Source organism: Nocardioides abyssi (genome assembly GCF_030412915.1).
Taxonomy (GTDB): Bacteria; Actinomycetota; Actinomycetes; order Propionibacteriales; family Nocardioidaceae; genus Nocardioides; species Nocardioides abyssi.
In genome coordinates this window covers 506,837-532,714 of sequence record NZ_JAUHJR010000001.1, presented here as the reverse complement: position 1 = coordinate 532,714, position 25,878 = coordinate 506,837, and the positions used below count along the sequence as shown (strand labels likewise).

Annotated in this window: 18 protein-coding genes; 4 read left to right on the top strand and 14 right to left on the bottom strand. The window is 72.9% G+C overall.

The window, feature by feature from the left end; all coding sequences use genetic code 11:
* Positions 1-42: 42 nt before the first annotated feature.
* Genes QWY29_RS02570 through QWY29_RS02555 form a run of 4 tightly spaced genes read right to left on the bottom strand, consistent with a single transcriptional unit; the run spans position 43 to position 3,804 of the window.
* Positions 43-1,764 (bottom strand): VanW family protein, encoded by a 1,722-nt coding sequence (locus QWY29_RS02570; RefSeq protein ID WP_300959091.1) that lies wholly within the window; start codon positions 1,762-1,764, stop codon positions 43-45.
* Positions 1,765-1,789: 25 nt separating this feature from the next.
* Positions 1,790-2,146, bottom strand: a complete 357-nt coding sequence (locus QWY29_RS02565) for a hypothetical protein (RefSeq protein WP_300959090.1) — start codon at positions 2,144-2,146, stop codon at positions 1,790-1,792.
* A gap of 13 nt (positions 2,147-2,159) precedes the next feature.
* Positions 2,160-3,092 (bottom strand): N-acetyl-1-D-myo-inositol-2-amino-2-deoxy-alpha-D-glucopyranoside deacetylase, encoded by a 933-nt coding sequence (gene mshB, locus QWY29_RS02560; protein ID WP_300959089.1) that lies wholly within the window; start codon positions 3,090-3,092, stop codon positions 2,160-2,162.
* 25 nt (positions 3,093-3,117) lie between these two features.
* Positions 3,118-3,804, bottom strand: coding sequence for a (deoxy)nucleoside triphosphate pyrophosphohydrolase (locus tag QWY29_RS02555; protein ID WP_300959088.1), 687 nt, complete (start codon positions 3,802-3,804; stop codon positions 3,118-3,120).
* 23 nt (positions 3,805-3,827) lie between these two features.
* On the opposite strand from QWY29_RS02555, the gene QWY29_RS02550 reads away from it, so the two are divergent.
* The gene (locus QWY29_RS02550; RefSeq protein WP_300959087.1) at positions 3,828-5,015 is read left to right on the top strand and encodes a hypothetical protein; all 1,188 of its coding nucleotides are present in this window, start codon (positions 3,828-3,830) and stop codon (positions 5,013-5,015) included.
* Positions 5,016-5,301: 286 nt separating this feature from the next.
* Here QWY29_RS02550 and QWY29_RS02545 read toward each other — a convergent pair whose 3' ends face one another.
* The 3 genes from QWY29_RS02545 to QWY29_RS02535 all read right to left on the bottom strand — a co-directional run bounded on the left by QWY29_RS02545 (position 5,302) and on the right by QWY29_RS02535 (position 12,981).
* Positions 5,302-6,561 (bottom strand): HNH endonuclease signature motif containing protein, encoded by a 1,260-nt coding sequence (locus QWY29_RS02545; RefSeq protein ID WP_300959086.1) that lies wholly within the window; start codon positions 6,559-6,561, stop codon positions 5,302-5,304.
* A gap of 356 nt (positions 6,562-6,917) precedes the next feature.
* Positions 6,918-9,839, bottom strand: a complete 2,922-nt coding sequence (locus QWY29_RS02540) for an Ig-like domain-containing protein (RefSeq protein ID WP_300959085.1) — start codon at positions 9,837-9,839, stop codon at positions 6,918-6,920.
* A gap of 457 nt (positions 9,840-10,296) precedes the next feature.
* Positions 10,297-12,981 (bottom strand): beta strand repeat-containing protein, encoded by a 2,685-nt coding sequence (locus QWY29_RS02535; protein ID WP_300959084.1) that lies wholly within the window; start codon positions 12,979-12,981, stop codon positions 10,297-10,299.
* Between the two features lie 298 nt (positions 12,982-13,279).
* On the opposite strand from QWY29_RS02535, the gene QWY29_RS02530 reads away from it, so the two are divergent.
* The gene (locus QWY29_RS02530; RefSeq protein ID WP_300959083.1) at positions 13,280-14,833 is read left to right on the top strand and encodes an amino acid adenylation domain-containing protein; all 1,554 of its coding nucleotides are present in this window, start codon (positions 13,280-13,282) and stop codon (positions 14,831-14,833) included.
* A gap of 166 nt (positions 14,834-14,999) precedes the next feature.
* Here the strand turns inward: QWY29_RS02530 and QWY29_RS02525 are convergent, their stop codons facing one another.
* Positions 15,000-15,800: a thioesterase family protein gene (locus tag QWY29_RS02525; protein WP_300959082.1), complete on the bottom strand. Its 801-nt coding sequence runs from the start codon at positions 15,798-15,800 to the stop codon at positions 15,000-15,002.
* A 58-nt stretch (positions 15,801-15,858) separates the two neighbouring features.
* Here QWY29_RS02525 and QWY29_RS02520 point away from each other — a divergent pair, with 58 nt between their 5' ends.
* Entirely contained in the window at positions 15,859-16,200 is a 342-nt protein-coding gene (locus tag QWY29_RS02520) for a YidH family protein (RefSeq protein ID WP_300959081.1), read from the top strand.
* 61 nt (positions 16,201-16,261) lie between these two features.
* Here QWY29_RS02520 and QWY29_RS02515 read toward each other — a convergent pair whose 3' ends face one another.
* The 4 genes from QWY29_RS02515 to QWY29_RS02500 are packed head-to-tail and all read right to left on the bottom strand — an operon-like array spanning position 16,262 to position 19,948.
* Positions 16,262-16,930 carry an acetate uptake transporter family protein gene (locus tag QWY29_RS02515; protein ID WP_300959080.1) on the bottom strand — a complete coding sequence of 223 codons (669 nt, stop codon included), beginning with the start codon at positions 16,928-16,930 and terminating at the stop codon, positions 16,262-16,264.
* A 10-nt stretch (positions 16,931-16,940) separates the two neighbouring features.
* Positions 16,941-17,465 carry a hypothetical protein gene (locus QWY29_RS02510; RefSeq protein ID WP_300959079.1) on the bottom strand — a complete coding sequence of 175 codons (525 nt, stop codon included), beginning with the start codon at positions 17,463-17,465 and terminating at the stop codon, positions 16,941-16,943.
* Positions 17,462-18,076: a molybdopterin oxidoreductase family protein gene (locus QWY29_RS02505; protein WP_300959078.1), complete on the bottom strand. Its 615-nt coding sequence runs from the start codon at positions 18,074-18,076 to the stop codon at positions 17,462-17,464. Before QWY29_RS02505 ends, QWY29_RS02510 begins: the two co-directional genes overlap by 4 nt.
* Positions 18,077-18,136: 60 nt before the next feature.
* Positions 18,137-19,948 carry a molybdopterin-dependent oxidoreductase gene (locus QWY29_RS02500; protein ID WP_300959077.1) on the bottom strand — a complete coding sequence of 604 codons (1,812 nt, stop codon included), beginning with the start codon at positions 19,946-19,948 and terminating at the stop codon, positions 18,137-18,139.
* Positions 19,949-20,270: 322 nt separating this feature from the next.
* Between QWY29_RS02500 and QWY29_RS02495 the strand changes: the two genes are divergently transcribed.
* On the top strand, positions 20,271-22,781 hold the full coding sequence (locus QWY29_RS02495; RefSeq protein ID WP_300959076.1) for a hybrid sensor histidine kinase/response regulator: 2,511 nt from the start codon (positions 20,271-20,273) through the stop codon (positions 22,779-22,781).
* Positions 22,782-22,833: 52 nt separating this feature from the next.
* On the opposite strand, the gene QWY29_RS02490 is transcribed toward QWY29_RS02495, so the two are convergent.
* Positions 22,834-24,090 carry a PAS domain-containing sensor histidine kinase gene (locus tag QWY29_RS02490; RefSeq protein ID WP_300959075.1) on the bottom strand — a complete coding sequence of 419 codons (1,257 nt, stop codon included), beginning with the start codon at positions 24,088-24,090 and terminating at the stop codon, positions 22,834-22,836.
* A gap of 56 nt (positions 24,091-24,146) precedes the next feature.
* Positions 24,147-25,685, bottom strand: coding sequence for a serine/threonine-protein kinase (locus QWY29_RS02485; RefSeq protein WP_300959074.1), 1,539 nt, complete (start codon positions 25,683-25,685; stop codon positions 24,147-24,149).
* Positions 25,686-25,878: the final 193 nt, after the last annotated feature.

Below are 25,878 nucleotides of genomic sequence, written 5' to 3'. Positions count from 1 at the left end.
GACCAACGACGCCCCTCCGCTGCGGTTACCGACCGCGCGGCGCTACTTGCAGACGACCGTGTCGGACGGGGTGTACGTCGTGTGGAACTTCTCCTGCTTGACGACCTCGTCCTGCCCGGGCCGCTTGAAGTACCGCACGACGTCGACCTGGAAGCCGGAGTAGCCGGTGTTGGGGTAGCAGTCGTCGGTGGTCAGCGTGCGGGTCTTCGGCGGGGTGTAGGCGTAGCGGTCGGAGGTGGTGGTCTCGATGTCCCAGACCTTGGTCGACCACATCGAGACGGTCACCGACCCCTGCCCGCCAGGGCCGCTCGGGGCGACCTTCGCGTCGATGAGGACGCCGTGGTCGGTGTCGTTCTTGAAGCGCAGGTCGAGCGCGCCCCAGGCGACGGTGGCCTCGCGGCCGACCGGGTAGCGGTCGATGTAGAACGAGTGCGGCTTGTGCTCGACGTCCTCGAGACCGGCGAAGAACATCGCGTTGAACAGCGTGGTCGCCATCTGCGAGACGCCGCCGCCGAGGTCCTCGACGAGGATGCCGTCGTTGATGACGAAGCCCTCGGTGAAGCCGTTCTCGGCCGTCCGCTCGCCGACCGTGTCGTTGAGCGAGAACGTCTCCCCCGGCTTCAGCACCGTGCCGTCGATGAGCTCGGCCGCGCGACCGAGGTTGACGTTGCGGTAGTCGGCGTGGGGGTAGTAGGTCGTGAACGTCGAGACCTGTTCCTTGATCCGCAGCTTCTTGGCGTCCGCGGTCGTGAATTCCGGCTCGGCGACCTGCGCCTCCACCCCGAGCTCGCGGTCGCCCTCCTTCCGGGTGACCAGGTCGAGGAAGGTCGTGCTGACGTCCTGCGGGTCGTAGCTGACGCCCGGCTTGGCGGGCACCACCTTGGGCTTGCCGTTGACGAGCCGCACGGTGGCGTCGACCGGCGCACCGTCCTCGCCGACCGCGTCGCCGACCAGGTCCTCGAGCGCCGCCTCGTCGACCTGCGGCACGAGCGCGCCGTCCTCGGCGGTCATGGACAGCAACGGTCCGAACTGGCGCGGAAGCAGCCGCACCGGCGAGTCGCCGAAGACGAGCGTCACCGGTCCGGACATGGCCGGGTTCGCGAACTCCTCGACCGCCGCGCGCAGGGCCGCCTCGTCGACCTCGGGCTCCACCTCGACGAGCGGCAGCTCGACAGCCGGCTCGTCAGAGAGGTACGCCGCGGCGAGGGCGTCGCGGAGCGCGTCGGTGTCGACCGCCTCGCCCGTGCGGGGCTCGCGCGTCACCACGCGGCTGCCCTCGAAGGCGACCCGGCCGTCGCGGGCGGGCCGGCCGACCTCCTCCTCGACGGGGGCGATCGCGTCGGCGAGCGCGTCCTCGTCGACGTCGACCACGGCGTCGAGGTCGTCGCCGTCGGTGTAGTAGGCCCACAGCCGGCGCGGGTCCCACGACCGGCCGCCACCGGCCTCGGCGACCGACTCCTCGTGGTCGACCTCGAAGCCGGCCGTGGCCGGGTCCAGCTCGAACGTCCGCCCGTCCGCGGTCAGCGTGAACGGCTCGGCCGCGCGGTCGGCCAGCCCGTCGCGCAGGGTGGCGACCGCGTCGTCGGGCGTCTTCCCGCCGATCGCGACCCCGGCGACGGTCGTGCCGCGGGGCACCTTGTCCCCCGCGAAGGCGTAGGCCGCGACCCAGCCGGCACCGACGAGCACCACCAGCCCCAGCAGGACGAGGAGGACGGCGCGGCCGCCGGCCTTCTCGCGGGACGGGGCGGTCTGCGGCTCGGTCACGGCGCCCAGTGTAGGAAGAGGTGTCTCAGCCGGCGGGAGCCGACCGGCCCGGGCGCGGCAGCGTCGCGACCGCGACCACGAGCAGCACCAGCGCCAGGCCGAGCAGCAGGTAGCCCGCGCCGCCGGCCGGCACCAGGAAGTCGCCCTCGGGCCGCTCCTGCAGGGTGGTCGCCAGCACGGCGGCGTACCCCAGGGCGTAGGGGGGCCGGGTGGTCCAGCGCGCCGGCAGCGCGACCACGGCGGCGGCCGACGCGGCGACCCCGAGCAGCAACCCCCACCACAGCTGGTGGAGGGCCACCGACGCGACGGCGACCGCGGCTCCCAGGAGCGCCGAGAGGACGACGGAGCCCAGCAGCAGGCCGACCGCGACCACGACCCTCACGTCGGCCGGCGGGTCAGAGCCCGGCGAACAGGTCGGTCTCGAGCCCGTCGTCGCCGACGGGGCCCAGCTGGCCCTTCGCGATCCGGTAGAACTCCAGGCCCCACGCGGTCGCGCCGACGTTGTTGCTGAGCGCGAAGAAGGGCCCGTCGGTCGTCACCTGCGTCGGGTAGGCCTTGAGCGCGGCCATCTTGCGGTCGACGAAGTCGGTGGCGTCCACGCCGGCGGCGAGGTTCTCATCGGGGGTGACGAAGTGCGGCAGCGGGCCGTCGGGGTCCATGCCCTCGAACGACGTGGTGTCGCCGGCCTCGCGGAGCATCCGCAGCCCCTGGCGCATCCGGCTCTCCGACATCGCGCCCCAGTAGATCTTGGCGATGTCCCACGGCTCGCCGAGGTCCGACTTGTACGACGGCACGGCGGCGAGCTGCGCGGCGTACATCGCGACCCGGTGGGCCTGGATGTGGTCGGGGTGGCCGTAGCCGCCGAACTGGTCGTAGGTGACGAGCACCTGCGGGCGCACCTCGCGGATGACCCGGACGAGGTGGTCGGCGGCCTCGGTGAGGTCGGCGTTCCAGAAGGCGTTGGGGTGCTTGGCGATGACCTCGGGGTCGCCGATCGCGTGGCCGTCGGGGTGCCAGGCCATGCCGGAGTCGCGGTAGGTGCCGAACCCGCCGAGCCAGCGGTGGTCGGTGACACCGAGCTCGGCCATCGCGTCGGCGATCTCGCCGCGGCGGTGCTCGCCGAGGCGGTCCTCCTTGTCGGCGGCCAGGTGCTCGAGGTCCGGGACGAGGATCTCGCCCATCTCGCCGGCCGTGCAGGTCACCAGCGTGACGCCGCGGCCCTCGGCGACGTACTTGGCCATCGTCGCGCCCTGCCCGATCGTCTCGTCGTCGGGGTGGGCGTGGACGAGGAGCAGGCGGTGCTGGGGCTGCTCGGGGCGCTCGGGCATGGAGGTGATCCTAGGTAGTCGGAGGTCAGGGACGCTTGATCCGGCGAGGGGTCGTCGGGAGCTCGAGGGGTGAACCGACGGCCGTCGTGTCCTGTTCCTCCTCGAGGTCGAGCCAGCCGTCGAGCTCGTCGACGAGCAGCTCCAGGGCGACGGCCGGCGCGTCGGTGAGCACCGCCCAGGGGTGGTCCTCGTCGTCGTCCTCGCCGGCCAGCCGCTCCCGCTCGACGTGGGCGTCGTACCCGTCGCCGCGCAGCCGCCGCGCGGCCTGCGCCGCGTCGTCCTCGTCGAAGAACACCCCGCGCAGCGTCGGCGCAGCCTGGTGCAGCTCGTGGGCGACCTCGGCCAGGAAGGGCCGGTCCGGCTCGAGCCAGTCCACCTCGTCCAGCTCGTCGGGGCCCAGCCAGCGCAGCCGGTCGTGGGTGTCGCCGTCGGGCTCGAGCTGGTCGACCTCGCCGGTGAGGCGGACCAGGGCGGCGCGCAGCTCGTGGGCCTCGCCGACGGGTACGACGCCGGCGAGCCAGCGGACCACCTCGACGTCGACGGCGAGCTCCTCGCGCAGCTCCCGCGCGAGCGCGTCGTCGGGCCGCTCCCCCGGCTCGACCTTGCCGCCGGGGAGCTCCCACCGGCCGGCCGCCTCGGGGGGCCGCGTGCGCCGGGCGGCGAGCACCCGTCCCCCGCGCACGACCGCGCCTGCGACCACCAGTTGCCTCACCCGTCGAACCCTAAGGTCGACCCATGACCGGAGTGCACCTGACCCGGACGGCGGAGAACGTCGCCGAGATCGACGCCCTCGCCGCCCGGCTCGCCCGCAGCGGCGGCGGGCGGGTCGACCTCGCCGACTTCCTCGCCGACCTGCCCGCGACCGGCCGCCGCGGCCGACGTGGACCGCTCGGCCGCGTGCTGGGCCGCAAGGTCCGCCGCTCGTTCACCTGGGACGCCGCCGACCGGCGCGACCCGCTCTGGTGGCCGCAGGGCGTCACCACCTCCGCCGACGCCACCGACGGCACCGGGCTCGTGCACGGACGGCGGGTGCTCCTCGCGTCCTGGTACGCCAAGGCCCCCGCCGCCCGGCTGGTTGAGGAAGGCGCGCAAGCGCCCGATCGGCTGGTTGAGGAAGGCGCGCAAGCGCCCGATCGGCTGGTTGAGGAAGGCGCGCAAGCGCCTGTCTCGAAACCCGCCGGGCACGACGGCGGCCAGGGCTCGCGGCTGACCTTCGTCGACCTCGCCACCCGCCGCTACCGCCACGTGCTCCTCGTCGTCCCGCGCCTGCGCGACGGCGAGGTGCACCTCGAGCCGCTGCGGGTGCACGCCGGCGGGATCGTCTGGCGCGGTCCCTACGTCCACGTCGCTGCCACCGCGCGCGGCTTCGTCACCGTCCGCCTCGACGACCTGATGTGGGCGCCGGTGGAGGGCGACTCGCTGTACGGCTACCGCTGGGTGCTGCCGGTCCGGTTCGCCTACCGCGCTGCGGCCGAGGAGGGCGTCGAGCGGTTGCGCTACTCCTTCCTCTCCCTCGACCGGTCCGTCGACCCGCCCGGCCTGCTGGCCGGCGAGTACGGCCGTCGCAAGCAGACCCGCCGCTTCGCCCACTACCCGCTCGACGAGGGCGGCCTGCCCGCGCTCGACGAGGACGGCTTCGCCCGCCCGGCCGCCATCGACGACGCCGGCCTCGCCGGCATGCAGGGCGCGGTCACGGCCGCCGGGTCGTACCTGGTGACGACCTCGCACGGGCCGTGGGCGTCCGGCTCCCTGTACGCCGGCCGCCCCGGCTCGTTCCGCCGCCACCGCCGCGCGCTGCCCATGGGCCCGGAGGACATCACCTGGTCACCCCCGGACGACCTGGTGTGGACCGTCACCGAGCACCCCCGCCGCCGGTGGGTCGTCGCCGTCCCCCGCTCGGCCGTCGCCCCACCTGGTATCTGAGGAGCGCGCGCTGGTCGAGCGCCTCCTGCTGGTTGAGGAGCGCGCGCCTGGTCGAGCGCCTCCTGCTGGTTGAGGAGCGCGCGCTGGTCGAGCGCCTCCTGCTGGTTGAGGAGCGCGCGCTGGCGCGTCTCCAGCTGGTTGAGGAGCGCGCGCTGGCGCGTCTCCTGCTGGTTGAGGAGCGCGCGCTGGTCGAGCGCTTCCTGCTGGTTGAGGAGCGCGCGCTGGCGCGCGTCTCGAAACCCGGTGAGGTGCGCAGGGCGTCGGGAGGAAGGACGAGTGGTGCCGCCTACGTCCGCATGTGGAACGACACCTGGTTGTCAGGGTGGATCGTGGTCTCGAACCTCGGGTCGTGGATGCGGGCGTGGTGCCTCGGACACAGCAGCCGGCCGTTGGCGAGATCCGTCCGGCCGCCGCGGAGCCAGCTGTCGTCGTGGTGGGCGTGGCACAGGTGCGCCGGCCAGTCGCAGCCGGTGGCGGTGCACGTGCGTTGGGTGATCGCCATGCCGCGGCGTTGCGCGCCGGAGAACAGCCTGGCCGTGCGGCCGAGGTCGAGGAGCTCGTTGCGGGTGCCCAGCACGGCGGGGACGAGCCCTGCTTCGCAGGCCGTCCGCCGCGCCATGGCTGCCGAGATTGGTTCGCCGGACTCGAGCGTGGCGCGACCGACGTCGCTCCGGAGGCCTGAGTAGTCGAGGAGGACGACGACGGAGGCGTTGAGGCCGCCGAGCTGGGGGAGCTTGTCGGCGGGGAGGCGTTCGAGGAGCTCGCAGAACGCGTCCCCCATCCGCTCCGGTGACGGCCGACGCTCTACCTCAGGCTCCGACTTCTCCTTGGTGGCGTTCTGGTGCTTGGGGGCGGCGAACGCGAGCAGCATCTTCTTGAGCATCTCGCCGTGCAGCGTGGGGATGGAGAACTTCCCGCGCACCGAGCCCTTGCCGTCGGGGCACATCGTCAGCCACGAATTCGCGCGCGCTTCGCGTTCCTCGCGCTCCAGCGCGCGGGCGTCGCGTTCCTCGCCGATCTCCGGGGCGACGACGGTGAGGACGTGCTTGGCAAGGATGGCGAGCGACTTGGGGTCGCGGTCGAGCGCCTCGTTGAGCAGGTGCTTCTCGGCGCGCTCGGGGATGGTCGGGTCGGCCAGGTCGTCGGGGAACTTGTCGACGCACTCGGTGATGACCCTGGCGTGGTCGACGCTGATCGCGCCCTCCGCCAACGCAGCGGACGTAGGGGTGTGGCGGTCCAGGGAGTCGGCCAGCCGCATGCGCCGCTTCGCCGCGGGTCGGTCCTGGCGGGTCTCGTGTCCCCACCACGACGCCGTGTCGGTCGCGCCGACCTTGTCCCCGACCGACCGACGGTCGGCCTCCGCTGCCAGGCGCAGCTCGAGCGCCTCGACCTGGGCACGGAGCCGGGTCGCCTCCAGCAGAGCGGTCGAGACCTCGTCGTCGGACATCTGCCACAAGTGCGTGCCGCACGCCGAGCGGGCCTGCTTGCGGGACTTCGCGACCGCACGGCACACCGGGTGCGCACTGTGTCGGGAGTCCTTGGCCATGGGTCTACTCAAGCAGCGACCACCGACAGTCACGGGCCTGTTTCCCCAGGTCAGACCACAATTCGGACAACAACGTCGACCAATTTCTCGGCGGGTTTCGAGACGGGCCTGGCGGCCCTCCTCAACCAGCCGAGATGGGCCGGGAAGCGCTAGCCGGGAGCCGGGAAGCAGCCGCGACCCACGGCGTACCTCTCCCCCTAGTTGCTCCACCGCGATGACCTGCGGCCCGCAGGCCGGAGGTCGGCTGCCACAGGCCCGGTCGGCCGGCGTGAACGACGACCGGCCGCCCTCCCGAGGGAGGACGGCCGGTCGGTGTGGCCCCTGGCAGCGACGTCAGGGACCGGCTGGCGAACGGGTCAGCGCACGCGCTTCTTGTTCGTCAGGTCGCCCTTGTGGGCCTTCTGCGGCTGGACCTTCGCGACGTACGTCGTGAAGCCCTTGCCGTTCTTGTCGCCGATGCGGAACGTCTTGGCGCCGTTCTTGTTGAGCGTCGCGGTCTGCATCAGCTTGCGCTTGCCGTTCTGGATGCGGAAGAGCTTGACCTTGGCACCGGCCGCGATCTTCCGGGTCTTGACCTTGACGACGTCGCGCTTGCCACCGTTGTTCTGGCCGGTGAGCTTGGCGATGATCGTCTGCTTCTCCGGGTCGACCGGAGCGCTCTTCTGCCAGGTGATCGGCTCGGAGTCGGCGGTCGCCGTGCGGGTCTCGGTCACCGGGTCGCCGGTGGCGTTGACCGTCGTGCGCGGCGCCCCGCTGATCGCGGCGGTGAGGGTCTGCACGACCTCGTTCTGCGAGGTGGCGATCACGGCCGCGTTGGACGCGGTGAAGTCCGTGGTCGTCCGGTTGAACTCGCCGTCGGTGCGGATCTCGGCCTCGGCCGTGTCGTCGCTGATGGTGGCCTCGCGGTCACCGACGAGGTTGCCGAACTGGTCGCGGGCGAACAGGTTGAACCGCACGTCCTGGCCGATGGTCGCGGCGCCGTCGCCGCCGCGGCGGGCGAGCTCGACCTCCTCGATGTTCAGCGCGTTGCGCGAGTCGAACGTGACCGTCTCGGTCTCCGTGACGCCGCCCGCGGTGACGGTGATCGTCGCCGTCACGCGACCGTCGTCGTCGAAGCCCTCGTCGCGGCCGATGGTGGCCACGACGCCCGTCGTACCGGTGGCGTCACCGGCGTCGGCCGTCGAGACCTCCTCCTGCTGCCCGAGGTCCTGGTAGACGCCGAACAGGTCGCCGGCGTCGTCGTTCTCCGGGTCGAGCGCCAGGTCGTCCTGGGTCTCGGCGTTCGGGCTGAGGAAGCCCTTGTCGACCGAGACGGTGACCGGTACGTCGCCGAGCGCGGCGCCCGGCTGGCCGTTCTGGCCCTGGCCGCGGACGGTGATGTCCAGGTCGACCGGCTTGCCGGGGGCGGGGTTGCCCTCGAACAGCGAGTCCACCGCGACGTCGATCGAGCCGACCTGCGCCTGCTGCGCGAAGTTGACCGTGAGCTGGCCGGCGGCGTCCGCGGTGGCGGCGTCGCCGGTGCCCTGGAGGTCCTGGGCCACGGCGTTGACGACGGTCGACTCGGGGGTCGGCGGCACGTTCGGCGCCACCGTCGGGTCGTTGAGCACCACGCGGAACTCGCCGTTCGCGTCCGTGGTCGCCGTCGCGGTCGTGCCGGTCACCGTGGTGCCGTTCGGCTGCTGCGCGCTCGGGGCGAACGACACGTCGCCCGTGCCGGTCTCGGTGATCGTCACGGTGCGGCCGGCGAGGTTGGCGCCGCCGGTCCCGGTCAGCGCGAGGCGGCCGACCACCGTGTAGGTGCCGTTGACCGGAGCGTTCGCGCTCGCCCCCTCGGCGAAGGTGATCTCGGACTCGGCGGCCTGGAAGGTCAGCGGCGTGCCGTTGATGAGGCCGGTGCCGCCGACGTTCGGGCGGCGCACCTCGAGGGTGTAGGCGCCGGGCACCTGCGTGCTGCCGGCCGGGTTGGCGAACGGGATCGTCACCTCGCCCTCAGCGTTCGTCTGCCCCGTGGTGCTGGTCCACTCCGTCGACTGGTTGGCGCCCGGCCCGGCCGGGTCGACCGTCCAGCGGTACTGCACCGGCTGGTTCTGCACGCCGTTGCCCTGCTGGTCGTCGACCGACGCGGTGAACGTCGTGTCCTCCAGCTCGTCGAGGTCGTACGCGTTGCGGTTGGGCTCGGCGGCGACGCTCACGGTGGTCGGCTGCTGCTGGTAGGCACCGAGGGTGAACAAGGACGCCTTGACGTCAGCGTCCTGGAGGCCTGCGGTGCCGTTGGTGTCGGCGTACACGACGTAGGTCCCGGCGCCGAGCCCGGTCAAGGTGACCTGTCCGTTGGCGTCGGTCTCGCCGGCCCGCTGGTTGTCCTGGGCGGGGGTGGTGTCGGTGGTGTTCTCGTCGCGGGTGAACCCGACGTTGGCGCCGGCGACCGGGTTGTTGTTCTGGTCGACCACGGTCACGGTCGCGGACGTCGTACCGCCGGTCGGGATGTTGGTGCGCGCCGGCGTCGCGGTCACCGTGCGGACCGTCTGCAGGTAGTACGTCGAGGCCTCGGTGTCCTCGTCCGTCCCGGCGGCCGCGGTCAGCGCCACCTGGTTGGCCTCGGTGCCCGAGGAGAACGGGTAGTCGTCCCCGGCGTACTTGAGCACGCCAGAGAAGGTGGAGGTGCCGCCACCCTGGGGCTGGGTGGACGCGAGGTCGGCCACCGTGCCGCCGTTGAACTCGTCGGTCACCGAGATACCGGTCGTCGGACCCGAGGTGGTGCCGCGCACCGCCACGTTGCCGTCGCCGTCGATCTGGTCGCGGTAGTAGCCGAGGTTCCCCTCGGTGCCGAGCTCGACGGACGGCTGGCCCGCGGCGGCCACCGTCGCGGATTCCGTGACCGCGTTGGCCTCACCGGTGTTCGGCACGGCGCGGAGCTCGACGGTGTCACCTGCCCGGACGTCGTTCGGCTGGGTCCACTCCGTGACGAAGGCGCCGTCGGCGTTGCGGGTGACCGCGCCGCCGATGTTCTGCCAGTCGCCGGTGGTGCCACGGCGGTACTGGAAGGTGACCGAGGTGACGCCGCTGGGCGCGACCGCCACGAGCGACTCGGTGGTGTTGGTGCCGTCGTTGGCGAAGGACAGGGTCTCGTCACCGTCGCCGGTGAGCAAGGTCAGTGCCTGCACCTGGTTGTCGAGAGGTACGGCGTTCGCGGTGCCCGCCATGAGCGGTACGCCGGTCACTGCCAGGGCCGTGATGGCGGAGCCCGCCAGGCCCTTCCTGATGCCGCTGCTTCGCATGCGTTTCAACCTCCGTGTCGGTTGGTCGAGACGTTCCCGACCGACTCGACCGGGACGTGTCCCGGCCGCACGCTGGTCTGGACCAGCGCCACGGGCACGTTACCCACGGCGCGCGACGGCATTCGGGGTACTACGACCAAGGGGCATGCGCGCGTGTCGCTGTCGTGAGCGTCTGTTGGCCCGGCGGTCTGGTCCAGGAACCCCAATGCAAAGGACGCCGTGCGTGGCACGGCGTCCTTGTCAGGGTCACGCGGATCGCGTGCCCTAGGGTGAGACAGGCGGTCCGGACCATTCTCGCGCAGCGGCAAACAGAGAATGGCCCGGACCGCGTCTGTGTGTCCCGACTATCGGTGGGGTGCAGCCCCGGGGGCTGCGGGAGCTAGGCCCCCGGTGGGAGCTCCCCCCCGGGCCCGAAGGCCCGGGGGGTCACTCGTGAGTCGATCCGAGGATCAACGAGTCACTTGATGCGGACGGTGTTCGAGCGAGCCGACTTCGAGGTGTCCGTGGGGCGGACCTTGGCGAAGTAGCGGCTGACGTTCTTGCCGTTGTTGTCGACGCGGATCCAGGTCGCCATGCCCTTGGCGTTGAGCGACTTGGTCTTGACGCGGCGAGCCTTGCCCTGCTTGTTGATCTTCCAGAGCTCGACAGCAGCGTCAGCAGCGGCTTCCGGCTTGTCGACCGAGATGCGGACGCGGTCGAAGCCGTCCGAGGCGCGGTTAGAGCCGGCGGCCGTCGCCGTGATGGGCTCACGGACCGTCGGCTCCGGCTCGCCGGGCTGCACGTTCGTCGACGCAGTCGCGACCTCGATCGACGCCGGAAGGCCCTCAGCGTCGTCGGTGTTGCTGTCCTCGTCGATGCGGTTGGCGTCGGCGCCGAACTGAGCGTCGAGGCCGCGGACGCGGATAGTGACCGTGCCGTTGGCGTCGTCATCGAGGCGGACGTTGATCTGAATCTCGCCGTTGGCGTTGGACTCCGAGTCGCTGTCCTGGAAGGCGCCGGGACCGGTGACCTGAATGTTCAGGTCGTCGGCGTCGAAGCCCTCGATCGGGTTGCCGAACGCGTCAGTGACGACCGCCGTGTAGGTGACCTGCTCGTCGCCCGTGACAGCCGTGGCGGGACCGCTGACGGAGACGTTGCGGGCAGCGTCAACGTCACTCTGGGCCGCGACCGTAAACTGCGCGGTCTCGGTGCGACCGGCGGAAGTCACCGTGACAGTCACGACGCCGGACTCCGTACCGATGATTCGGAACGTGTCACCGACGACGCCAGTCTCCGAGGCAGAGCCGGAAGCGAGGCGGTTGTCGTCGTTGGCGGTGAGGATGCGCGCACCGTTGTCAACGGAGACGGTCACCGGCGCGCCAGCCTCGCCACCGATGAGTGCCAGGCGAGCGATCTCGTCCGCAGCGGTGTTCGTGTCCTGCGCCGCCGTGTCGGTGAGCGGCTGGATGACGACATCATCGGGGCTGTAGGAGGCCCCGCCGGTGTTCACGCCATCGAGCGACAGCGTGAACTCGGCGCCCTGACCCGACTGCGTGTACCGGATGTCGGTGGTGTCCGTCGCGTTGGCGATCGCGTCGAACTGGTCCGCGAACGCACGGAACGTAACCTCAGTCGTCTGACCCGGGTTCGCGTTCACGTCGGTGAACGTGAACGTCGCCTGGCCGTTGGCGTCAGTCGTCTTCCGGGGCTGAGCTGCCGCGTCAAGGTTCGGCTGAGACGTACGACGCGCGTCGACCTGCGCCCCGGCGACCGGGTCACCGAACTGGTCGGTGGCGGTCACGGTGATGTCGACCGATCCATCGATCGCCGAGACGTAAACGTCGGCAGGGGCAACGACACGCGAGAGCTCCGCACGCTGGTACTCGAACGTCAGGTTCAGACCAGCGCCGGCGACGGTGAAGTCATCGCTCACCTGGATAGAACCAGCGTCGGGAGCGATCGTGACCGAGCCGCGACCGTTCTCGTCCAGGGTCGTGGAGACAGTCGTCTCGGTCTCCCCGCCGAAGGTGAGGCCGTTGCCGTCGTTGTTCGGGTTGGCGTTAGGCGTCTGGTCCGCGCCATTGACGGCGAGAACGACGGTCGCGCCGGCGTTGGCCGGAGAGTTGATCGCGATGCGGACCGTGCTCTGGTCGACCCGAACAGCGATCGGGTTGTCGACCTGCCCGTTGTCACCGAAGCCGTCGAAGCTGTCAGCCTCGGTCTGGACATCAATGTTGGCCCGAGTCAGACCAGCGGCCGCGTCGACGACGTCGAGCGTGGCGGTGTCAGAGCCACTGATGAGCGGGTCCTCGCCGGCAGCGGAGTTCGCCCGGACGGTGATGGTCTGGAGACCGCGTCCGTCCGTGTCGTCGCCCGGTACGTTCGGCGTGTTGTTGTCGTTGAAGCCGGTGCCCGTCGCACGGAACTGGACAGTGCCAGCCTGCAGCTCCTCCGCGGTGATGGCGTTGTCAGCGGCAACACCGGAGAACGTGACGCCACTTCCGGCCGGGACAGTGAGGTCCAGGTCCTCCAGGCCGGTGAGCTGGGTCAGACGGTTCGCCGAGTCGCGCACCGTGACCGTGTACGGCGCGCTGGCGACGCCCGCCGGGGAGGTCTGGTTCGCCGGCGTGATGTCGACCGACGCAACCGGGCCGGAGGTCTGGACGGCGACCGCGGTGCGAGCCTCGTCCGCGTCGACCGCACCATTTCGCACGGTCGGACCGGCGTCCGGGTTGTCGTTCGGCAGGTCAGTGTCGGCCTCATCCTCAAACACAACGAAGTTCGCCGTGTCGCCGGCGGTCGGCGTGGTGACCGTGACCTCGAGGACGATCTGCGCCAGACCGTCGCCGGGGGTGGTGTCCTGAGCGCTACCGCTGGCGATGACGGCGGAACGTCCGACGATCGCGACGGCCTGGGTGCCGTTAGTCGCCGGGCTCGTCAGGTTAGTGCCGATGACCTCGAGGTTGCTGGGGATGATCCCGCTCGTGTTGAGGCGCACAAGCGCACCCTCGGTGCCGCCATTGCGGGCAGGGCCGACGGAGGCGACGGTGAGAACGTCGCCGGTGTCGGCGGAGGCGGGGGAGGCGAGCGCCGGGATACCGGCGACCGCGAGAGCGGAGATCGCGGAAACCGCGAGACCCCGCTTGATGCCGCTGCTGTTCATGCGTGTGTTTCCTTCCGGAATGATTAAAGGTGGCGAGCTGGGCTCGCCGGCAGGGAACCACCGATGAGGGCCCCTGTGGCCCCGGACACGGATTCCTGGGCCATCCCGAACATTAGGTAGGTGGCTCGATCCACCCCGGGTTGTTGCAGTCCGTCTTTACTTCTGCAATAAATAGGCCCCGACGACGTGAACCGGGTCATGGAGTCGCCTCGACTCACCTGCCCGGAAGGACCCCATGACCAGCACCGGCGAAGGCTCGGGCGCGGCGCGGCGACGAGGCAGGCCGCAGAAGCTGCCGGTGGACACCACCCCGGTCACCGAGCTCGGCGTGGGCGTGGACCAGCGGGTCGCCTGGGTGCTGAGCACCAACCGGCTCCTCGGGCCCGACCCCGAGCTCGCGCGGCGCGAGGGGTTCTTGAAGGTGCTCAAGGAGCAGGGCGTCCAGGTCGACAACAGCCGCGTCTCGCGGTGGGAGTCGGGCCTGCAGGCCGTGCCGGGGCGGGTCGTGGCGACGTACGAACGCGTCCTGGGCATCCCCGAGGGTTCCTTGGTGTCGGTGGCGGCCGGGCTGCGCCGCGGGTTCGGCAGCGCCCCCGCCCCGCGCGAGACGTCGCTGCGCGACGAGGACATGACGACGGGGTCCTTCGAGGGGATGCTCGACGCCGCCGAGCGCGGGGACGCCGGCGGCGCGCTGTGGTTGCGGCTGGCTGAGCAGCTCCACCGCTTCGACCGCGTCTTCCTGCGCAAGGACGAGTGGACCAAGCTGTGCGGCCAGCTCGTGCAGGAGCTGGGGGTGGCGGTCGGGCCGGCCTACGTACGCCGCTACGAGGCCGCCGCGACGATGCTGCGGCACCGCGCGGCGCAGCGCCCGATGCTCCGCGCGATCGGCACCTTCGTCGTGCACCCCGACACCCAGGTGGTGGCGCCGGTGCTGAACCTGCTGACCGAGCTGCCCGACGCGCCGGCCGGCGACCTCGTGCTGCGCCTGCTCGGCAGCGAGGACGGCAACCTGCGGCGCGCGGCGGCGTCGGTGGCGGCGTACAAGGTCGCTCGCGGGCACCTGCGGGGCGACGCCCTCGGGCAGCTGGAGAGCGCGGTCGTCGGTGCGCTGCGGCGCGCGGACCCGCTCGACGGGCGCTTGGACTTCTTCGACCTGGCCGTGCACCTGCCCGACGAGTCGTGGGAGCGGGTGAGCGGCGGGCTGCGGACGCGACGGGCCTTCGGCATGGTCACCCAGGCCCGGACGACCGCCGAGCTGGTCCCGCCCGCGCGCACCGTGGCGATCGTCGCCGAGCTGGCCGCGACCGCGCAGGCGCAGACGCCGACCCAGCACTCGCGCGAGCCCGACCCCATGCTCCGCCGGCTGCTGCGCGAGGCCCTGCTCCACGTGCACAAGCCGCGCCGGCACCACGCGGCCCTGGTCATCGCGGCCAGCCCCTACGCGCCGGCCGTCGCCGACCAGTGCCTGCGGCTGACCGCGCACCCCAACGACCTCCTCGCGGCCCGGGCGTGGACGGTGCTGATGCGCATCGGGCACGGCAACCGGGAGGACAAGGTCGTCCGGCGCTCCCGCACCGAGGAACGGCCCTCGCTGCGCGCCCGCGCGCTGGTCAACGTCGGCATGGCGCGCGCCGGGCTGCCGGAGGAGGACGCCACCGCGCTGGCCCACGCCGTCGCCGAGCAGCAGCGGCCGGCCGACCGGCACGCCACCCTCTTCGCCCTCGGCATGCAGGGCGCCACCGAGCTCAAGGCGATCGCCGAGCACGACCAGGAGGACCTGCGGCGGGCCGCCTCGTGGTGGCTCGAGCGGGGGCCGGCGATCCACGACGCCGACGTGGTCGGGGCGTCCTAGCACCCGTCGACGTCAGGCCGCGGGCACGTCACCGGGTCTCGTCACCGCTCGGGCCTGGCGGCTCTCCCTGCTCGACCAGCGCGGGGCGGGTTTCGAGACGGTCGCTGCGCGACCTCCTCAACCAACCGCAGGACGGCGCTGCGAGACGTCCTCGACCAGCGGAGGATCAGCGGGGCTGGCGGGCGAGCTGGCGCGACTGGGCGACGAGCCGGCCGGCGGAGTCCCAGACCTCGCAGTCCTCCTCGAACATCCCGCCCGCCATGTTGCGGGTCGCGTGGCGCACCTTGAGCCAGCCGGGGGCAGGGACGGCGCGGACGTGGGCGGTCAGCTCGAGGGTGGGCGCCCAGCCGGGCATGCCGAGGTCGAAGGTGACCGGCGGCAGCGCGTCGACGGCGAGCAGCAGCGACACCGGGTCGGGCTCGCGGCCGTCCGCGAACCGGAACCACGCGGAGATCACCCCGGTGCGGCCGGGCTCGCCGACCGCCCAGCCGACGTGGTCGGGGTGGAAGCGCATGTCGAAGCGCTGCATCAGCGGCGCCACGCGGCGTACCTCCTCCGGCGCCATCGACGACGGCACGCACTCCTCGACCGGCGGCAGGTGCGGCTCCTCGGCGGTGGTGCGGACGTCGTCGCCGAGCCGCGTCAGGTCGCCGTACGTCGCCAGCGCGGTGATCCGCGTCTGGTCGCCCTGCCGGAGGTCGGCCGCGACCGTGCTGACCGAGCCCCCGTCACGGCGAACGTCCAGCGCCACCTCGGCCGGGCCGGCGACGGAGGCCGACAGGTAGTAGGCGCTGACCGCCAGCGGGTGCGGCTTGGCCGGCAGGTGGGTGCTGATCGCGCGGCCGATGATCGCCAGCAGGTAGCCGCCGTTGATGCCGCCGCCGACGTGCCAGCCGTCGGAGAGCTCGGCGGCGTAGACCGCGTCCCCGGTCGGCGTGACGGCGGTCTGGGCGTCGTACTCGTGCATGACCCGGACCGTACCGAGCGCCGGCCCGTGGCCGACGGGCCGGTGCCAGGATGGCGACATGGGCGCCTACGACGTCGGGGACGAGCCGGACCCGCGGTACACGCTGGCCAACGAACGCACCTTCCTCGCGTGGGTCCGCACGGCGCTGGCGGTGATGGCGGGCGGCGTCGCGCTGCACTCCCTGGAGGTGCCGGAGCAGGACGGGCTGCGGATCGTGCTCGTCGTCGTGCTGGTGCTGCTCGGCGGCGGCACCACGGCGCTGGCCTACCGCCGGTGGGCGCTCGTCGAGCGGGCGATGCGGACCGGCCGACCGCTCCCTCGCTTCGGGCTCGGCGCGGTGATGACCGGCGCGGTGCTCGTCGCCGCGGTGCTGCTGGCGGTCACGCTGAGCATCAGCTGACGTCCGCGGCGGGTCTCGAGACGCGCGCCAGCGCGCGCTCCTCGACCAGCCGAGGTCCTCCTCACCCGGCCGGGTCAGAGCTGGCGGCGGACGCCGGGCTCGTGCGCGAGGTCGGCGACCTGGTCGCATCGTCGACCGCGCGGCGGGCGGCGCCGGTGCGTCCGAGCGGGAGCACGGTGCGGGACTCCGTCCCCTCCAGCTCGAGCGCGAGGGCGGCGTAGAAGGCGATCGCCGCCAGCACGACGCCGACCCAGCCGGCGAGGTCCATCCAGACCCGGCCACCGTCGATCTCGGCGATCCCGGTGAGCGCGAACCGCGCGGCGCTCACGGCGATCACCGCCGCGGGCACGGCCTTGGCGCGCGCGCCGACCGCCGGGACGAGGAGGCAGGCGGCGGAGCAGAGCAGCACGACGCCGAGACCGGCGCTGCTCGTCCCGGGCGGGGAGGTGAGGGTCGCGAAGCAGGCCGCCGCCCAGGTGCCCGAGAGGATGCCCATCCCGGTCGCCGCGACGGGATCGCGCGCGAGGAACCCCATGACGCACGCGACGAGCTGCAGCGGGACGGTCAGCACCAGGACCGCCAGGGCGACGGTGTGGGCCTCCGAGGCGGCGATCCAACGGAGCTGGAAGGACGCGAACGCGAGCGTCGCCACGCCCAAGGCGAGGAAGCCGAGGGGCAGCGGGGTGGCGAGCGGCCGCAGCACCACGCGGGCCGGGGTGTGGTCGGTCATCGTGCTCCCCTCATCCGGTGACGAGCACCTGCGCGGCGGTCTCCTTGACCTTGGCATTCGCCCAGCGCATCTGCCGAAGGGTCTGCGGGTGGCAGTCCTCGGCGACGCGCAGCAGCTCGCGGTCTCCCATCGCCTGGGCGGTCTGGGCGAGGACCTCCCAGTCCAGCGAGACGCCGGCGGCCTGGCGGTGGACGTGGCGGAGGTCGGCGAGCAGCAGCAGGGCCGGCTCGTGGAAGCGGCCGGTCAGCTCGGCCCCCTTCTGCTTGAGCCGGGCCAGCAGCGTGGCCTCGTCCTCGGGCTCGGCGTCGAGCTCGAGCCCGTAGTCGCGGCCCACCCGTGCCAGCTCGGCGACGTGCTCCTGGGACCAGCGGGCGATGTCGCGGGCGACGTGGAAGACCTCGTGGTCGACCTTGTGGTGGTCGGCGACGCCCAGCAGCGTCTCCGCGAGGCCGTTCTCTGATCGGTGCAGCTCCTCGATGGCGGCGCCGACCTTGTTGCCGTGCAGGCTGCGCAGGGTCTGGGCGAGCTTGCTCATCGGGCACCTCCGGGGACGGGCAGCCGCTCGTCGACCAGCGCCGAGCGGTCGCCGTGCGTGGGCGGTACGCCGCTGGCGACCGGCCGGGAGCCGGTCGTCGTCGGCGCCGGGGACGGCGCGCCGTCGCCGGTCGCCACCCGGGCGGCGGCGGCGGCGGCCGTCTTGAAGATCGGCTGCTTCGAGGCGGGGTCCCAGTCGGTGAGGGTCAGCTCGTTCGCCGCCCGAGCATGACCGTCCGGCTCGTGGCCGCCGTCGGCGTCCCAGTAGCCGTAGTGGAAGGGCAGGAAGAGCACGCCCTCACGGATCCCGCTGATCCGCAGCCGGGCGGTCACCTCACCGCGCGGCGTCGTCACGCGGAGCAGGTCACCTTCGGACCAGCCCTCCCGCGCCGCGTCGGCGGCGGACGCCTCGACCCAGACCTCGGGCGCCGCCCGCTGCAGCTGTGGAGCGCGGCCGGTCTTGGTGCGGGTGTGGAAGTGGTAGAGCGTGCGCCCGGTGATCAGCTGGAAGGGGAACTCCGGCGACGGGAGCTCGTGGGGCGGGAGGTACTCCGCGGCCTTGATCACGGCCTTGCCGCCGGGGTTGAGCGCGCGGTACTCCGTTGGCGACACGGGCGCCCCCGTCACCAGGTCGCGGCCGTAGCTCTCGCAGTAGTCGGGGTCGGACCAGAACTAGCCGTCCACGTAGATCCGCTCGGTGCCGTCCGGGTGCTCGTCGTTGCACGGCCACTGGATGCCGCCGCTGCCACGGAGCTTGTCGTAGCTCATCCCGGTGTAGTCGCAGGGACGGCCGCGGGTGCACTCCTTCCACCCCTCGAAAGCCTCCTCGGCGGTCGACCACTTCACCAGCGGAGCCCCGTCCTGGTCGCGCAGGTCGAGCCGGCGGGCGTAGTCGAGCAGGATGTCGAGGTCGGACCGCGCCTCGCCGGGCGGGTCGACGGCCTTCTCCGAGAGGTGGACGGTGCGGTCGACGTTGGTGAACGTCCCGGTCTTCTCGCCCCAGGTCGCGGCGGGCAGGACGACGTCGGCCAGCTGCGCGGTCTCGGAGAGGAAGATATCCTGCACGACCAGGAACAGCCGCTCCTGGGACAGGATGCGGCGCATCCGGCGCAGCTCGGGCATGGACACCGCAGGGTTGGTCGCGGTGACGTAGAGGAACCGGATGGAGCCGTCCTCGACGTACCGCATCATCTGCATCGCGTGGGTGGGCGCGGTGTAGTGCGGGATGTCCATCGGGTCGACGTTCCAGACCCGCGCGAGGTCCTCGATGTGCGCGTCGTTCGACCAGTTGCGGAACGCCGGGAGGTCGCCGTCGGCGCCGCACTCCCGGGTGTTCTGCGCGGTCGGCTGGCCGTTCATCTGCAGGACGCTGCAGCCGGGCCTGCCGAGCATGCCGCGGACGATGTGGATGTTGTTGACCTGCACGGCTGCGGCGGTCGCCTGGTGGGACTGGTAGAAGCCCTGCAGGACGGTCGAGAGCAGTCGCTCGGCGCCGCCGATGATGCGGGCCGCCTCGCGCAGGTCCGCAGGCGGTACGCCGCAGACCTCGGCGGCCCGCTCGACCGTGTAGCCGTCGAGCATCATCTCCAGCTCGGCGTACCCGACCGCGTGCGCCTCGACGTACGCCTCGTCGACCCAGTTGTGCTCGAGGATCTCGCGCAGCAGGGCGTTCATGAGCATCACGTTGGTGCCGGGGCGAGGCGCGAGGTGCACGGTGGCGTGCCGGGCGACCGGCGTCTCGCGAGGGTCGACGCAGAGGACCTGGGGCGGGTTCGGCCCGGCGAGCCGGTCGAGGATCCGTGTCCACAGCACCGTCTGGGTCTCGGCCATGTTGTGGCCGTAGAGGCAGATGACGTCGGCGTGGTCGATGTCGGTGTACGACCCGGGCTGGCCGTCGGAGGCGAAGGACTCCTTCAACGCGGCCGCTGCCGTCGCGGTGCACAGCCGGGTGTTGCCGTCGACGTGGCTGGTCCCGATGCCGCCGTGGGCGATCAGGCCGAGCGTGTAGTACTCCTCCAGGAACAGCTGTCCGGTCGTGTAGAACCCGATCGAGCTCGGCCCGCGCTCGGCCAGCAGCGCCTTCGTGCGCCCCGCCACCGCCTCCATGGCGGTGTCCCAGTCGGTCTCGACGAGCGCACCGTCCCTGCGGATCAGTGGCTTGGTCAGCCGGTCGGCCGAGTTGTTGGCCTGCCAGCCGTAGAGGTCCTTCGGGCCCAGCCGGCCGTGGTTGACGCGGTCCTCCGCGCGGCCGCGGACGCCCACGATCCGGCCGTCCCTGACCGCGATGTCCAGCCCGTCGCCGTTCGAGTGCAGGATCGACGCCGTCGGGACCCAGCGGTCCACGTCCTCATCGCCGACCCCCTCGGCGAGATGGGTGTCGACCCGCACCGGCCACCGCTCGCCGGGACCGTACGGCGTACGCGTGCCCCACGGCTCCGCGATCCGGTCGACGCGCGACGACGCGCTCGGGGCCTGCTCGTCCATCCGTCCTCCTCACGACAGGGCGCACCCGGTCGGGACGTCGCCCGGGCCGGCCGGTGCCCGCTCGTGCGGGACTCGATCCGTCCGGGTGCGCCGTCGCCTCACCCGCCGTCCCGCGAGCCGCAGGTCGGCGAGGGCGGACCGGTCCCCGGCCGAGTCCCGCGGGACGACGCTGAGCGTGCCGTCGGTCTCGAGGACCACCGCGGCGACGCGGCCGAGGTAGCCGAGCCCGCTAGCCGGGTACCCCGGTGGCCGGACGGGCACCTCGCGCCGTGGAACCGCCCGAAATGCCACCCGGTGACCGCGAACCGGCGAGACTGGCGCCATGCTCGCGGCGCCGTGGTCCTTCCGAGGGGTGGTGCGGACGGTGCTGCCGGCGGGCCTGCTGGCGCTGGCCGCGACAGCCCTGGTCCTCAACCTGACCGGCGCCGCCAGCTGGCTCTACGACGCGACGTACGTCGTCGTCATCGTCGGCACGGCCGTGGTGGCCGCCCTCGGAGCACGCGCGGCCGAACCGGGACGGCGCCTCGTGCCGGCCCTGGTCGCGGGCGGGCTGGCGGCGAACGCGCTCGCCGACGTCATCTGGTACCTCTACGCCTGGACCGGCCCGGAACCGGACGTGTCGTGGGCCGACGTGCCGTACTTCGCCAGCTACCTCGGGTTGGGCGCCGCGCTCCTCGCGGCGCTGTGGCAGGTGCGTCCGCGTGGACGCCGCGACGCGGAGGTGCTGCTCGACGCGCTCACGATCGTGACCCTCTGCGTGCTGCTGCTCTGGGACGTCTCGATCGGTGCCATCGTCGGTGACGAGACGGCCAGCGCCGCCGAGCGGGCGGTCTTCGCGGCGTACCCGGTCGCCGACGCCGTGCTCCTCGGCCTGGTGCTGCGCACGCTCGCCACCCGGGCGACGCGCGACCGGATCGGGCTCGAGTTCGCGCTCGGCATGGGGTGCTGGCTGCTCTCCGACCTCGGTTACCTGCTGTTCTCGCTCTCCGGCCCCGTAGAGGCGTGGCTCGACCTGGGCTGGCTGGTCGGCGCGGTCCTGCTCGCCCGCTCGGCGTGTCCGCGACCCGCGGCTCCAGCGGAGTCGGTCGGCGTCACGGCCGGCGAGCACGCCGGCACCCGGATGGCCGTCACGATCCTGCCGCTCCTCGCGCCGATCGGCGTGCTGGTGGTCGACGACCTGGTCGGGCGCGAGGGGAACGTGCTCGCCGCCGGCGCCGCCGCCGTGGTGCTCGCGGCGATCGCGGTCGTGCGCACGGCTCGGCAGCTGCGCTGGGAGGCTGACGCACTGGCCGCTGCGCAGGCCGCGTCCGCTGCGAAGTCGGACTTCCTGGCGACGATGTCGCACGAGATCCGCACGCCGCTGAACGGCGTCATCGGCCTCAGCGGCCTGCTGCTGGGCACCGAGCTCACCGACCGTCAGCGGCAGTACGCCGAGGGGGCGCGCGACGCAGGCGAGGCGCTGCGCACGGTCATCGACGACATCCTCGACTTCTCCAAGGTCGAGGCCGGGAGGCTCGAGCTCGAGGTCGTCGACCTGGACCTCGTCCCCGTCGTCGAGGGCGCCGCCGAGCTGGTCGCCGGCCAGGCACGCGAGCGCGGCCTGGAGCTGCTCGCCTACTGCTCCCCCGACCTGCCGACCGCACTGCGCGGCGACCCCGCCCGGCTGCGGCAGGTGCTGCTCAACCTGGTCGGCAACGCGGTGAAGTTCACCCACGAGGGCGAGGTCGTCGTCTCGGCGCACCTCGACGGCCGGACCGAGGACGAGGTCCTCGTGCGGTTCGAGGTGCGGGACACCGGCATCGGTCTGACCGAGGAGCAGCGCGACCGTGTCTTCGAGCCCTTCTCCCAGGCCGACTCCTCGACCACCCGCCAGTACGGCGGGACCGGCCTCGGCCTGGCGATCTGCCGCCGGCTGGTGGACGCGATGGGCGGCACCCTCGGCGTGACGAGCGAGCCCGGGGTGGGCAGCACGTTCTGGTTCCGCGTGCCGATGGCGCTCGCGCACGACGCCCCGGCGGTCACCGCCACGGGCGCTGGCCGCCGCGACGTGCTCGCCGGACGGCGGGTGCTCGTCGTCGACGACAACGCCACCAACCGCCTCGTGCTCGAGGGTCAGCTCGGCGCCTGGGGCATGGAGGTCACCCTCGCCGACGGGGCCGAGGCGGCGCTCGCGTTCCTCGACGGCGGCCTGCGGCCGGCCCTGGTGCTGCTCGACCTGTGCATGCCCGGCACCGACGGGCTCGAGCTGGCGCGGCGCATCACGGCCGGTGGCGAGGCGCCGCCGATGGTGCTGCTGACCTCCGAGCCGGAGGTCGACCTCGGCGACACCGCCGCCGCCGGCATCGGCGCCATCCTCACCAAGCCGCTGCACATGGCTCGCCTGCGCGCCGTCGCGTGCGAACGTCTCACGGCCCCGCTCGGCGCCCGCCCCGCCGCACCACACGGCGCACGCACCGGGGCCGGGCACGTCCTGGTCGTCGAGGACAGCGAGATCAACCAGCTGGTCGCGGTCGGCATCCTCGGCGCGCGCGGCTGGACCGCCGACGTGGCCGCCGACGGCGCCGAGGCATTGACGATGCTCGCCGAGCGGGAGTACGACGCCGTGCTCATGGACTGCCACATGCCGGTGCTCGACGGGTTCGCCGCGACGGCCGAGCTGCGGCGGCGGGAGGCCGGCGGGCGGCACACGCCGGTGATCGCGATGACCGCCGGCGTCACCGTGGCGGAGCGGGACCGGTGCCTGGCCGCCGGGATGGACGACTTCGTCCCCAAGCCGGTCCGTCCCGACGAGCTGCAGTCGGTCCTGCAGCGCTGGGCGGGCGCGCCCGCCTGACGGGCGGCAGCCCCACGCGTCGGGTCTCGGGACGGCCGATGCGCGACCCTCCTCAGCCGGCCGAGGGAGTCGGCGGCGACGCCACGGGCCGTCCCAACGGCACCACGAACGCGAAGGTGCTGCCGCGGCCGGGGGTGCTGGTCACCCAGATCGAGCCGCCCATGAGCGTGACGAGCTGCTTGCAGATGGCCAGGCCGAGGCCGGTGCCGCCGTACCGCCGGGTGATCGAGGAGTCCCCCTGGCTGAAGGACTGGAACAGCTTGCCGTGCTGGTCCTGGGTGATCCCGATGCCGGTGTCCTCGACGCGGACGAGCACCTTGGTCGAGCCGGGCTGCCGCTCGGCGACCTCGACCCCGACGTGGATCGCGCCGGTGGAGGTGAACTTGACCGCGTTGTCGAGCAGGTTGCCCAGCACCTGCGAGATCCGCCCGGGGTCGCCGGTCAGCCGGCTCGGGAGCTCGGGGTCGAGCTCGAGGGAGACCTCGAGACCACGCTCCTCGGCGACGGGGCGGACCAGCGCGACCGTGTCGGCCACGACCGTGCGCAGGTCGAGGTCGACGCGGTGCACCGAGGTGCGGCCGGCCTCGATGGAGGAGAAGTCGAGGATGTCGTCGACCAGCCGCAGCAGCCGCCGGCTCGAGCGCTGGACGGCCTCGGCGAGCCGCTCCTGGTCGGCGTCGAGGCCGCTGTCGACCAGCAGCTCGGTGGTCGCCATGACCGCGGTGAGCGGGGTGCGGATCTCGTGGCTGACGTTGGCGAGGAAGAGCGACTTGGCCTCGCTCGCCTGCTCGGCGCTGCGGCGCGTGCGCTCGAGCTCGCGCTGCAGCGCGTTGCGGACCGTCACGTCCTCGGCGATGCCGTAGACGCCGACGACCTCGTCGTCGACGACGATCGGCAGGCCGGTCACGCTGACCTCGGCCAGGGAGCCGTCGGGCCGGGACACGGCGGTCTCGAACAGCTGCGGCCGGCGGTCCACGACCTCCGTGAACGCCGCGACCACCCGCTCGACCTCCCCGTCCGGGAGGATCTGGGGGAACGACATCGTGCGCAGCTGCTCGGCGTCGTAGCCGCTGACCCGCTCGGCGGCCGGGTTGACCTCGACGAAGCGCCCCTCGAGGTCGAGGGAGAAGACGGCGCTGGGGTGGTAGTCGAACAGCGACCGGTAGCGCTCGGTGGCCTCCGCCGCCGCCCGCCTCCTCGCGGCGGCGCTCCGGCCGACGTCGCGCAGCTCGGCCCGGGTGCCGCGCCAGCGCCACCACAGGTACGCCGCGAGCGCGTGGCCGCCCGCGGACGTGCCGGCCAGCAGCACCGTCGTGCGGCTCGCGCCTCCTGACCGCGCCGTGTGGATCCTCGCCAGGGCAGGCCTCAGACGACCCCACCGTCCGTGATCAGGCCGTCGGCCACAGTCAGCCGGCGGGTCTCCCGGTCCGAGCCGTTGTAGACCAGCTCGACCAGCAGCGAGCCGTCGTCCTCCTCGGTGACGCCCTCGACGGCGACCGAGTCGACGGTGTTCCAGAAGGAGCGGAAGCTGCCGTAGCTCCCCACCGCCTCCTGCGACTCCGGCGAGAGGGTGTCCCAGGCGGCGCGGGTGTCGTCCGGCAGCTGCCCGTAGTAGTCCTCGACGACCTGCGCGCCGTCGCCGCTGCTCACCGGGGTCGGGTCCTCCTCCGTCGTCTCCGTCGTCTCCTCCGGGCTGGGCTCGGAGGTCTCCCCGGCGGGCTCGGAGGTCTCGGGGGCCGGGTCCTCGTCGGCGTCGTCGGAGGCCGGCGGGGCGGAGCGCGACCGGTCGCCGCCCGGGCGGTCCGTCGCGGTGCCGGGGTCGTCGTCGCCGCCGAGGACGCCGCTCAGCAGCGCGGCGCCCAGCGCGACGACGATGACGGCGGCGGCAGCCAGCAGCGCGAGGGCGGTACGCCGTCGGCGCGGGTCGGTGGGCTCCCCCGCGGCGGCCGCGGCCACCGGCGCCGGGGCGGGGGTGGGTGCCGGCGTGGGTGCCGGGGCGGGCGTGGGCGCAGGAGTGGGGTCCGGGGTCGGCTCGGGTGCGGGGACCGCCTCCGGGACGGTCGTCGCGGCGCCGCCGGCCGGGAGCAGCACGGTCGAGGCGTCCCCGCCCTCGGCCACCGTGCGCAGGGCGGCGGCGGCCTCGTTCATGCTCGGTCGGGCGTCCGCGTCGACGTCCATCATCCGGCGGATCGGCTCGGTCAGCGCGCCCGCGCGACGCGGCACCGGCGGCTCGTGGCCGACGATGTGCATGAGCATCGCGATCGAGTTCTCCTGCGAGGGCCACGGCGGCTCGCCCTCGACGGCGGCGAACAGGCTCGCGCCGAGCGCCCACACGTCGTCGGCCGGCGTCGGCGCCCCGCCGCGGGCCAGCGCCGGCGAGAAGTAGAGCGGCGTGCCGGCGACCATGCCGGTCTGGGTCAGCTGCTCCTCGCCCAGCGTGCGGGCGATGCCGAAGTCGGAGATCTTCGCGACGTCGTCGTCGGTGACCAGGATGTTGCCGGGCTTCACGTCGCGGTGCACCACCCCGCGGGCGTGCGCAGCAGCCAGGCCGTCGGCGACCTGCGCGCCGAGCCGCGCCGCGCGGCGTACCTCGACCGGGCCCTCCTTGAGCACCTCGGAGAGGTTGCGGGAGGGGAGGTACTCCATCACCAGCCACACGTGGCCGCCGTCCTCGATCGCGTCGAAGATCGAGACCACGTTGGGGTGGTTCAGCGCCGCGGACGACCGGGCCTCGCGCAGTGCCCGCGCCAGGTGCGGCGTGGACTCACCGGGCAGGCCGCCGACCTGCTTGACGGCGACCTCGCGGCCGAGGGTGCGGTCCTGGCAGAGCCAGACGGCACCCATCCCGCCGCGGCCGACCTCGCGCACGACGTCGTAGCGGCCGGCGATGGTCTCGGGGGGCATCTGTTCTCCTGCCTGGTTCCGTCGCGGTCGCTATCCCCTACCCGCGGGCGGGTCCGGGCAAGCGCACGGATCGCGTCCCGGTGCTGGTGGCCCGCACCTGGCGGGGGTCGCCGGACGACAACCGGGCACGAAGCCCTCTACCCTGTCCAGACGCCGTCAGCGGGCTCGGCCGAGGCCGGCGGGATGACGACGT

Excerpts from the sequence above, each read along its gene's own strand:
- mshB (WP_300959089.1), bottom strand. The coding sequence starts at position 3,092 with ATGCCCGAGCGCCCCGAGCAGCCCCAGCACCGCCTGCTCCTCGTCCAC.
- QWY29_RS02550 (WP_300959087.1), top strand. The coding sequence starts at position 3,828 with ATGACCGGAGTGCACCTGACCCGGACGGCGGAGAACGTCGCCGAGATC.
- QWY29_RS02545 (WP_300959086.1), bottom strand. The coding sequence starts at position 6,561 with ATGGCCAAGGACTCCCGACACAGTGCGCACCCGGTGTGCCGTGCGGTC.
- QWY29_RS02540 (WP_300959085.1), bottom strand. The coding sequence starts at position 9,839 with ATGCGAAGCAGCGGCATCAGGAAGGGCCTGGCGGGCTCCGCCATCACG.
- QWY29_RS02535 (WP_300959084.1), bottom strand. The coding sequence starts at position 12,981 with ATGAACAGCAGCGGCATCAAGCGGGGTCTCGCGGTTTCCGCGATCTCC.
- QWY29_RS02525 (WP_300959082.1), bottom strand. The coding sequence starts at position 15,800 with ATGCACGAGTACGACGCCCAGACCGCCGTCACGCCGACCGGGGACGCG.
- QWY29_RS02520 (WP_300959081.1), top strand. The coding sequence starts at position 15,859 with ATGGGCGCCTACGACGTCGGGGACGAGCCGGACCCGCGGTACACGCTG.
- QWY29_RS02515 (WP_300959080.1), bottom strand. The coding sequence starts at position 16,930 with ATGACCGACCACACCCCGGCCCGCGTGGTGCTGCGGCCGCTCGCCACC.
- QWY29_RS02510 (WP_300959079.1), bottom strand. The coding sequence starts at position 17,465 with ATGAGCAAGCTCGCCCAGACCCTGCGCAGCCTGCACGGCAACAAGGTC.
- QWY29_RS02500 (WP_300959077.1), bottom strand. The coding sequence starts at position 19,948 with ATGGACGAGCAGGCCCCGAGCGCGTCGTCGCGCGTCGACCGGATCGCG.
- QWY29_RS02495 (WP_300959076.1), top strand. The coding sequence starts at position 20,271 with ATGCTCGCGGCGCCGTGGTCCTTCCGAGGGGTGGTGCGGACGGTGCTG.
- QWY29_RS02485 (WP_300959074.1), bottom strand. The coding sequence starts at position 25,685 with ATGCCCCCCGAGACCATCGCCGGCCGCTACGACGTCGTGCGCGAGGTC.